Source organism: Pirellulales bacterium (genome assembly GCA_035939775.1).
Taxonomy (GTDB): Bacteria; Planctomycetota; Planctomycetia; order Pirellulales; family DATAWG01; genus DASZFO01.
This window is the reverse complement of sequence record DASZFO010000340.1, coordinates 1-1563: the sequence shown is the minus strand read 5'-3', so window position 1 is coordinate 1563 and position 1563 is coordinate 1. Positions and strand designations below refer to the sequence as shown.

The 1563-nt window shown below is 60.3% G+C and carries 3 protein-coding genes; 1 reads left to right on the top strand and 2 read right to left on the bottom strand.

The features are described 5' to 3' along the window. Positions 1-252: hypothetical protein (locus VGY55_21755; GenBank protein HEV2972608.1), on the top strand; the 252-nt coding region annotated here is incomplete at its 5' end. A 4-nt stretch (positions 253-256) separates the two neighbouring features. Here VGY55_21755 and VGY55_21750 read toward each other — a convergent pair. Both VGY55_21750 and VGY55_21745 read right to left on the bottom strand, forming a co-directional pair. Beyond that, positions 257-955 carry an IS630 family transposase gene (locus VGY55_21750; protein ID HEV2972607.1) on the bottom strand — a complete coding sequence of 233 codons (699 nt, stop codon included), beginning with the start codon at positions 953-955 and terminating at the stop codon, positions 257-259. Next, entirely contained in the window at positions 952-1395 is a 444-nt protein-coding gene (locus tag VGY55_21745; protein HEV2972606.1) for a helix-turn-helix domain-containing protein, read from the bottom strand. Before VGY55_21745 ends, VGY55_21750 begins: the two co-directional genes overlap by 4 nt. Between the last annotated feature and the right edge of the window lie 168 nt (positions 1396-1563).

The window sequence follows — 1563 nt, the reverse complement described above, 5'->3', positions numbered from 1 at the left end:
GACCTGCTCGCGACCTACTGGCTGGCGCCAGCGGCCGGGGCCAGCATTCAAGTCGAGTACTTGCCCGGCCGCCCGGGCTCGGAGCGCATTGTCGGCAACGGCCCCCAGCTCATGCCAAAGCTGTTCATCCTCTGCGTGCTGGCCTTGCTGGCCGTATTCGTCGTGCTTGCCATCGAACGCAGGAATCGCGCTCGTGCTGTCCGCGATCACCGGCAGGGCGTGGATGAAAGCGAAGAATTGGAGTCGACCTAGTGCCTCATCCACTCTTAATTTTCGGGTACAGCCGCTTCAGTTTTGTCCGGGCGTCGTCGATTCTAAATTGCCAGTCCACGCCGCGTTGTTTGGCGTTGGTCTTGTCGGCCCAGATCCCGATCTCCGATTGCAGCAGTGGCAGTTCTCCGATGCGGCGGCCGCTCAGGCATTGGCTCGTCAGGCAACTCAACTCGCATTCGGCAATGTTCAGCCAACTGCCGTGTTTAGGCGTGTGGCAATAGTTGATCCGCTTGATATACGCCCGCGCTTGCTCGGGCGGGAACGCCGTGTAGAACGCCCCCTTCGTGTGCGTGTTGAGGTTGTCGCACACGAGCGTCACCTTCGGGCATGTGGCGTAACGCGTGTCCAACAACTGGGCCACTTCGATCGCCCAGTCGACCTTGGTCCGACGCTCTCGGGCGGTTGCCTGTCGAAAGCCCGACAGCGGTTCCGCGAACATGAAAATGCTCGCCGTGCCGTTGCGTTCGTATTCGTAATCGAGAAGGTTCGCATGCTTTTTCGTCGCGGCGATCGGCACCTTCGTCTCCTTCAGCAATTGCACCGGTTGCTCGTCCATGCAGAGCACCGGTTGCTGCGGATCATACGCTTCCGCATAGGTTTCAAGCACGTTTTCCATGTCGGCCACGAACTCGGCATCCTGGTCGGGCGGAATCACCCAATACTGGATCTTGCGCTTGGTCATGCCATTTTTTTTAGCGTCTTGCGGACCGTCTCCGCGCAGATCGAAGGGACCACTTCCAACACCGCCAGCTCATCGGCCAACAACTGCAACGACCACCGGCCATACCCCGCCGGCGGCTTCCCCAGCCGCATCGCGATCAGCTTCGCTTCCCCCACGCCATCAAGCTTGCGCGGCGTCGGCGGCGGCGCACGTTTCTTGCGTTCCAACGCGGAATCAAAGCCCGTTGTGACCAACCGCTCACGAAGATTCTCCACGGTCCGCACTGAGCAACCATACGCCTCCGCGATCTTTGCATCCGGCCAACTCGGCCCATCCGCATCCGCCTTGAGTAGGATTTGGGCCCGATTCACTTTCTCCGACGTCCCCTTGAGCCGCTTGACGATATCCCGGCAGACGCCACGTTCATCATCCGACAGCCGGACGATATACTTCTTGTTCATGGGACACCTCCTTGTGCCGCGGAGTGTCCATGAACTCGCGGGGGTCGCCAACCCCAAGATTTAGCGTGGATGCGGCACTAGCTCGAACTCGCCGATCATCCAGTCCGAACGCGAGCCATTGCTGGTGTGAATGATGACCGGGCATACCGGCGGCCGTACTGCCAGGAA

Excerpts from the sequence above, each read along its gene's own strand:
- VGY55_21750 (HEV2972607.1), bottom strand. The coding sequence starts at position 955 with ATGACCAAGCGCAAGATCCAGTATTGGGTGATTCCGCCCGACCAGGAT.
- VGY55_21745 (HEV2972606.1), bottom strand. The coding sequence starts at position 1,395 with ATGAACAAGAAGTATATCGTCCGGCTGTCGGATGATGAACGTGGCGTC.